This window comes from Plantactinospora sp. WMMC1484, from assembly GCF_049315195.1.
Lineage (GTDB): Bacteria > Actinomycetota > Actinomycetes > Mycobacteriales > Micromonosporaceae > Plantactinospora.
The window spans coordinates 5,251,018-5,258,847 of record NZ_CP186055.1; the positions used below are offsets into that span (position 1 = coordinate 5,251,018).

The window sequence follows — 7,830 nt, forward strand, 5'->3', positions numbered from 1 at the left end:
TTCCCGCGCACGCCGTCGTCCCGGTTCCGGGGCGTCGTTCGTCTCCGGTAAGCGCGTTCGTCTCCGTCCGCGCGGTCGGCTCGGTGCGTGCCGTCGACTCAGCGCACGTCGTCGACTCAGCGCACGTCGTCGTTGAGGAAGCTGCTGCCGCGCACGATGTTGGCACGCAGCATCCTCGTGCCGTTCACGCCCTTGCGGGTACGGCGCAGGGCGAGCAGCAGCGGGTTGGCGCGCTGCATCATCCGGGCCGTGGAGTGGATGCGCTTGGCGCGCGGCCGGCGGATCTGCTCGTAGCGGCGTAGCGCGAGTGCCGGGTCGTCGGCCGCGGCGGTTGTCCGGCTGAGCACCCAGGCATCCTCGAGCGCCTGGTTGACGCCCATGCCGATACGGGGGGGCACCACGTGTGCCGCGTCGCCGACGAGCGTGACCCGGCCCCGACCCCACTGACCGGCAACGCGGTGCAGCAGGTGCGGCGCGACGGCGATGTCGTCCTCGGTCAGCGCGTCCAGCAACTCCCGTACGGGCGGGGCCCAGTCGCCGAAGCCCTTGCGCAGGGCGGCGAGCCGGGATCCGGCGACCGGCCCTTCGGCGGCGTCGGCCGTCTCCGCTCCGGCGGGGATGTGCCGCAGCGCGCCCGTCCACGGCACCTCGAACGCCCAGTGGATCAGGCCCTGCCCGACCGGGTGGATGGTGCAGAGCCCGACTCGGCCGTAGTACGTCGGCACGACGTGCTCGGATCCCAGCCGGATGGGCACCTGGGTGGTCCCGTGCCACGAGGCGAGTCCCATCGCCCGGGGCAGCACGTCGCCGACCAGGTGGCGCCGTACGACCGACCGGTACCCGTCCGCGCCGACCAACACGTCGCCGTTCGCCGTCGTACCGTCGTCGAAGTGCGCCACGACGCCGGAGCCGACCTCCTCGATCCGGACGCATTTCCGACCGAACCGCAGCACACCGGGCGGCAGCGCCTCGACGGCACGCTCCATGACCTGACCCCGCATGACGCCCAGCCCCGGCGTACCCAGCTCGTCGGCGATCTCGGCCATGTCGGTACGCATCAGCGGCCGCCCGTCGTACGACCAGACGTCGGCGGCGTCGATGCGCTGGCCCAGCCCGTCCAGCCGCAGCCCCAGGTCCTTCATGATGCCGGTGCCGTTGTGCCAGACCATCACACCGTTGCCGCCGTCCCGCAACTGTGGCGCACGCTCGTAGATCTCCACGTCGTGCCCGGCCCGGGCCAACCCGACCGCCGTCAGCGTCCCGCTGACGCCGGCGCCGATGATTACCGCCTTCATCGTGTCTCTCCAGGGTGCTCGACCGGATCGCCGCGCCCCTGCGGCGCGGCCGGTGGATCAGGATTGCGAGGTGTCCATCGCCCGCTGGATCAGTGCGGCGACGTCGAGGTCGTCGATGGCCGTGGAATCGCCGTCCGACTCGGCAGACGCGAGGACCTCGTCCGGGGCGGCGGCGAGGCTCATGATCGCGTCGTAAAGGCCGGCCTGGTGGAAGCGTTGCAACGGGATCGCCCGCAGCACGCGGTGGAACTCGGCGCCGGCCGGATCCTCGTCGGTGGCACCGGGCTCGTCCGGCCGCAGTTCGCGGCTCAGTAAGGCGGCGAGCGCGGCGGGGCTGGGATTGTCGAAGACCAGGGTCGCGGGCAGGCGCAACCCGGTGGCGGTGGTGAGCCGGTTGCGCAGCTCCACCGCCGTCAGCGAGTCGAACCCGAGATCCTTGAAGGCCCGGTCGGTACCGATCTCGGTGCTGTCGGCGTGGCCGAGCACCGCGGCGGCCGAGGACCGGACCAGGTCCAGCAGTGCCCGGTCCCGCTCGGCGGGCGCCAGGGCGAGGTAGCGCTGCCCGGGGGTCTCGGCCGGACCTCCCGGGTCGGCGACCCGGGCCGCAGGTCGTGCCGCGGCACCGGCGAGGCCGCGCAGCAGCGCCGGGACGACACCGGGGCCCGAACCGGCGCGCAGGGCCCCGGTGTCGACACGCATCGGTGCCAGCACCGGATCGGCGTGGCGCAGCGCGGCGTCCCACAGCCGCAGTCCCTCGTCACTGCGCAGCGGCGCCACCCCGCCTCGGGCGAGACGGCCCAGATCGGTGTCGCCGAGATGCCCGGTCATCGCGCTGCGCTGCGCCCACAGGCTCCAGGCGAGCGAGGTCGCCGGCAGGCCCGCCGCCCGGCGACGCAGGGCCAGCGCGTCCAGGAAGGTGTTCGCCGCGGCGTAGTTGCCCTGTCCCGGGGCACCGAGCAGGCCCGCCGCCGAGGAGAACAGCACGAAGTCGATCAGGTCGCGGTCGCGGGTGCACGCGTCCAGGTTCGCCGCCGCGTCCACCTTCGCCCGCAACACTTCGTCGAAGTCCGCCGGAGTCAGCGAGCCCACCAGCCCGTCGCGCAGGACCCCGGCGGCGTGCACGACTCCGGTGAGCGGACGGTCCTGCGGGACCGTCGCCAGCAGCCTCTCCAAGGCACCACGGTCGGCGACGTCGCAGGCCGCCACGGTGGCGGTCGCGCCACGGTCGGCAAGGTCGGCGACCAGCTCCGGCACGCCCGGGGCGTCGGGACCGGACCGGCTGACCAGCAGCAGGTGCCGCACCCCACGGTCGGCAAGGTGCCGGGCCAGCAGCCGGCCGAGGGTACCCGTACCGCCGGTGACAAGGACGGTGCCGTGCCGCTGCCACGGCTGCGGCAGGGTCAGCACGACCTTGCCGGAGTACCGGGCCTGGCTGATCCGGCGGAACGCCTCCGGCGCCTCGCGTACGTCCCAGACGTGGGTGGGCAGCAGGTGCAGCGTGCCGTCCGTGAACAGCCGCACCAGCTCGGTGAGCATCTGCTGGATGCGGTCCGGCCCGGCTTCCACGAGGTCGAAGGAGCGGTAGTGGATCCCGGCGATCGACCCGGGGTCGCGAATGTCGGTCTTGCCCATCTCGACGAACCGGCCGCCGGGACGCAGCAGCCCAGCCGACGTGTCGACGAACTCACCGGAGAGGCTGTTGAGCACCACGTCCAGGCCGGCCGGGAAGCGTTCCGCGAACGACAGGTCCCGCGAGTTGCCGATGTGGTCGTCCGGCAGGCCCAACCCGCGCAGCACCGCCCACTTACCCTCGCTGGCCGTGCCGAAGACCTCCGCACCCCAGTGCCGGGCCAACTGGACCGCCGCCTGCCCCACCCCACCGGCGGCCGCGTGCACGAGGACACGCTCTCCCGCTTCCAGGCCGGCGAGGTCGCGCAGCGCGTACCAGGCGGTGAGGAAGACGATCGGCATGGAGGCGGCCTGGGTGAAGGACCATCCGTCGGGTATCCGGGTGAGCATCCGGTGATCGGTGATCGCCACCGGGCCGAACGCGCCGGTGAACAGGCCCGTGACCCGGTCGCCCGGCGCGAGGGACGGGACGCCCGGTCCCACCTCGAGCACGGTGCCGGCGGCCTCGCTGCCCAGCAGCGCCGGGTCCGGGTACATGCCGAGCGTGATGAGCACGTCCCGGAAGTTGACCCCGGCGGCGCGTACGGCCACCCGGATCTCGCCCGGCTCCAGTTCCGCCGCCGACTCCGGGGCCGCCACCACGGCGAGGCCGTCGACCGAGCCGGTGCCGGTGGCGTCCAGGCGCCACGGGCCGGCCGCCATCGGCGTTCGCGGGGAGGGCCGGCCGGCGACCGTGCGCAGTCGGGGCAGCCACGCCCGCCCGGCGCGGATCGCGACCTCGGGGTCACCGGCGGCGAACAGCTCGACCGGGAGCGGGCTCCGGTCGTCGTCGAGGTCGGCGAGGACGAACCTGTCCGGGTTCTCGGACTGGGCGGTACGGACCAGGCCGCGTACCGCCGCGTGGGCGAGGTCGCGCACCTCGCCGCGATCCTGGACCGCCACCGCGCCACGGGTGACGACGACCAGCCGGGACCGGTCGAGGCGACCGTCGGCCAGCCAGCCGGCGAGCAGGGCGTGCACGGCGGACAGGGCGGCGCGTACCTCGGCGGGGGTGTCGCCGGACGCGGCCGGGCAGACGGTCACCACCAGCTCGGGCGCCTGCCCGCCGGAGTCGAGCGCGGCGGAGAGCGCGGCCAGGTCCGGGTAGGACCGGTCCGGCCGCGCCCCGGCGTCATACGCTCCGACGAGCGCCCAGTCCGCCACCGCTGCGGCCGTGGTGCCGGCGGGAATCCACTCCAGGGCGTACAGGTCGTCGTCGGCGCCGGCAGCGTCGCCCGCCGCGCGCAGGGTCAGAGCGTCTATCGACAGCACGGGCGCGCCCGTCGTGTCCGTCGCCGTCAGGGCGAGGGTCCCGGGTGCCGGCGAGGTCAGGCGTACCCGCAGCTCTGCGGCTCCGGTGGCGTGCACCCGGACTCCCTGGAAACTCCACGGCAGCCGGGCGACGCCGTCGGAGGGCAACAGCCCGCCCACCCCGGCGGCGTGCAGAGCCGCGTCGAGCAGGGCCGGGTGCAGCAGGTACTCGGCCGGGGCAGCACCGACATCGCCGGGCAGCCGTGCCTCGGCGTAGACGGCGCCGTCACCGGACCAGACCCGGCGCAGCCCCCGGAAGGACGGCCCGTAGTCCAGCCCGCGCTCCGCCAGGGCGTCGTAAACGTCGCCGAGGTCCACCGTGGACGCCCCGGCAGGTGGCCACGCCACGGTCGCGGGTACGGCTGTGCCGGGGCCGCTGCTCAGCACGCCCTCGGCGTGTTGGACCCAGCGGTCGCGGCCATCGGCGCGGGAGTGCACCTTGACGGTCCAGCGGCCCTCCTCGGCCGGGCGGACGCTGACCTGCACCCGGAGCGCTCCGGTGGCCGGAACCGCCAGCGGTGCCTGCAACGTGAGTTCCTCCACGAGAGTGCCGCCCACCTCGTCGCCGGCGCGGGCGACCAGTTCGAGGAAACCGGTGCCGGGCAGCAGGATCTCGTCGCGTACCCGGTGGTCGGCCAGCCAGGGTTGGGTGTCGAGGGCGAGCCGGCCGGTCAGCAGCACGGCGTCCGCGCCGGCCATCGGCACGACGGCGCCGAGCAGCGGATGGGCCACCGGCGCGAGACCGGCGGCGGCGACATCGCCCGCGCCGCGCGGGCGGCCCGGCCAGAACCTGCGGCGCTGGAACGGGTACGTGGGCAGGTCCACCCGCCGGGCGCCGGTGAAGACGGCGGACCATTCGACCGGGACGCCGCGCACCCAGGCTTCGCCGAGCTGGCGGTACAGGCGCCTGAGACCGCCCTCGTCGCGACGCAGGGTGCCTACGACGGCGGCGTCCGCGCCGGCCGCCTGGACGGTCTCCTCGATGCTCATGGTGAGCACCGCGTGCGGGCTGACCTCGACGAACGCGGTGAATCCGGCGGCCAGCAGGGCGCGCACCGCAGGCTCGAACTCGACGGTGTCGCGCAGGTTGCGGAACCAGTAGTCCGGGGTCAGCGACCGGTGCTCCTGGAAGGCGGCGGTGACCGAGGAGAAGAAGCGGACCTCGCCGTCGCGCGGCGTCATCGGCGCGGCGATCCGGATCAGCTCGTCGCGCAACCGCTCGACCTGCGGCGAGTGCGAGGCGTAGTCGACGGGGATCATCCGGGCCCGGACGCCCTCCGCCTCGCACGCGTCGTGCAGTGCGTGCAGGGCGTCGGGCGGGCCGGAGACCACGGTCGAGGACGGGCCGTTGACCGTGGCGACCGACAGCTCCGGACAGTCATCGGCGATAAGGTCGCGTACCTCGGCCACGGACAGCGCGAGCGAGAGCATGCCGCCTTGCTGGGAGAGTTGCAGCAGGGCCCGCGAACGCAGCGCCACCAGCCGGGCGGCATCCGGCAGGGAGAGTGCCCCGGCGACGCAGGCGGCGGCGATCTCGCCCTGGCTGTGCCCCAGCACCGCGGCCGGGCGTACGCCGTGTGCCCGCCACACCTCGGCCAGCGACACCATCATCGCGAACAGCACGGGCTGCACGACGTCGACCCGGTCCAGCCCCGGCGCGCCCGGCACACCGGTGAGCACGTCGAGCAGCTTCCAGTCGACGTGCGGGGCGAGCGCTTCGGCACATTCGGTCATCCGCTCGGCGAACACCGACGAAGTACGCAGCAACTCGACTGCCATGCCGGCCCACTGCGACCCCTGTCCCGGAAAGACGAAAACGACGTTGTCGCGGGTGCCGGCGGCGGTGCCGGTGACGACGCCGGTCACGACCTCCCCGGCGGCCAGCGCCGTGAACCCGGCGCGGGCGGAGCCGGAGCCGTCGGCGACGACGACGGCTCGGATCGGCAGCGGGGTCCGGGTGACGGCCAGCGAGTGCCCGAGGTCCGCGCCGGGGGTCTCGGGCAGCGCGGCCATCCGGGCGGCCAGCTCGCGCAGGGCCGGCTCGGTACGGGCGGACAGCACCAGCGGCACCGCGACGGTTGACTCGATCGGCTCACCCGGCGGCTCGACCGGCTCACCCGGCGAGGAGACGTCGACCGGTGCAGCCGCCGGGGCGACCTCGGGCGCCTCCTCGATGATGACGTGCGCGTTCGTGCCGCTCATTCCGAACGAGGAGACGCCGGCCCGGCGGGGGTGACCGGCACGCCGCCACGGCTGAACCTCGGTCAACAACCGCACCGCCCCCGCCGACCAGTCCACCTCCGGCGTCGGCTCGTCCACATGCAACGTCCTCGGCAACACGCCCTGACGCATCGCCAACACCATCTTGATCACACCAGCCACACCCGCAGCCGCCTGCGTATGCCCGATATTCGACTTCACCGACCCCAACCACAACGGCCGAACACGATCCCGCCCATACGTGGCCAACAACGCCTGCGCCTCGATCGGATCACCCAGACGGGTACCCGTACCGTGCGCCTCGACCACATCCACACCCCCCGCCTCAACACCCGCATCCGCCAACGCCCGCCGAATCACCCGCTGCTGACTCGGACCATTCGGCGCGGTCAGACCGCTGGAGGCACCGTCCTGGTTCACCGCCGAGCCACGCACCACCGCCAACACACGCCGACCATGCCGGCGAGCATCCGAAAGCCGCTCCAACACCAGCACACCGACCCCCTCACCCCAACCCGTACCGTCAGCGCCCGCCGCGAACGCCTTGCACCGACCATCCGCAGCCAACCCCCGCTGACGGCTGAACTCGAGAAAGGCTCCGGGCGTGGACATCACCGTGACACCGGCGGCGAGTGCCAGGGAGCTCTCCCCGGCGCGCAGCGACCGCACGGCCAGATGCAGGGCGACAAGCGAGGAGGAGCAGGCGGTGTCCACGGTGACCGCGGGGCCCTGAAAGCCGTACGTGTAGGACAGTCGGCCGCTCAGCACACTGGCCGCGGTACCGGTGCCGAGGTAGCCCTCGAGTTCCTCCGGCGCGGCGCTGGCGACGGAGGCGTAGTCCTGGCTGTTGCTCCCGACGAAGACGCCGGTGGCGGTGCCGCGCAACGTGTCCGGGCGCACCCCGGCATCCTCGAACGCCTCCCAGGCGGTCTCCAGCAGCACCCGCTGCTGCGGGTCCATCGCGATCGCCTCACGCGGCGAAACGCCGAAGAAGCCCGCGTCGAACTCGCCCGCCGCCGTGAGGAAGGCGCCGTGCCGGGTGGTCGAGGTGCCGACACGTTCCGGGTCCGGATCGAAGAGGGCAGCGAGGTCCCAGCCTCGGTCGGCCGGGAACTCCCCGACCGCGTCGGAACCGCTCACCAGCAGGTGCCACAGCTCGTCGGCCGAGCCGATCCCCCCGGCGAAACGGCACGCCATGCCCACCAGCGCGATCGGTTCGCGGTCCCGTTCCTCGGCGTCGCGCAACTGCCGCCGGGTACGCTGCAGATCTGCCGTCAACCGCTTGAGATATTCGACGGTCTTTTCTTCGTTCGACATTCACGCAACCTGTCTGTCG

The 7,830-nt window shown here is 73.5% G+C and carries 2 protein-coding genes; both read right to left on the minus strand.

Annotation, left to right across the window (positions count from 1 at the left end):
• Positions 1–116: 116 nt before the first annotated feature.
• Positions 117–1,295, minus strand: coding sequence for an FAD-dependent oxidoreductase (locus tag ACN28C_RS22935; RefSeq protein ID WP_422769587.1), 1,179 nt, complete (start codon positions 1,293–1,295; stop codon positions 117–119).
• A 57-nt stretch (positions 1,296–1,352) separates the two neighbouring features.
• Positions 1,353–7,772 (minus strand): type I polyketide synthase, encoded by a 6,420-nt coding sequence (locus ACN28C_RS22940; protein WP_422774777.1) that lies wholly within the window; start codon positions 7,770–7,772, stop codon positions 1,353–1,355.
• Positions 7,773–7,830 lie beyond the last annotated feature (58 nt).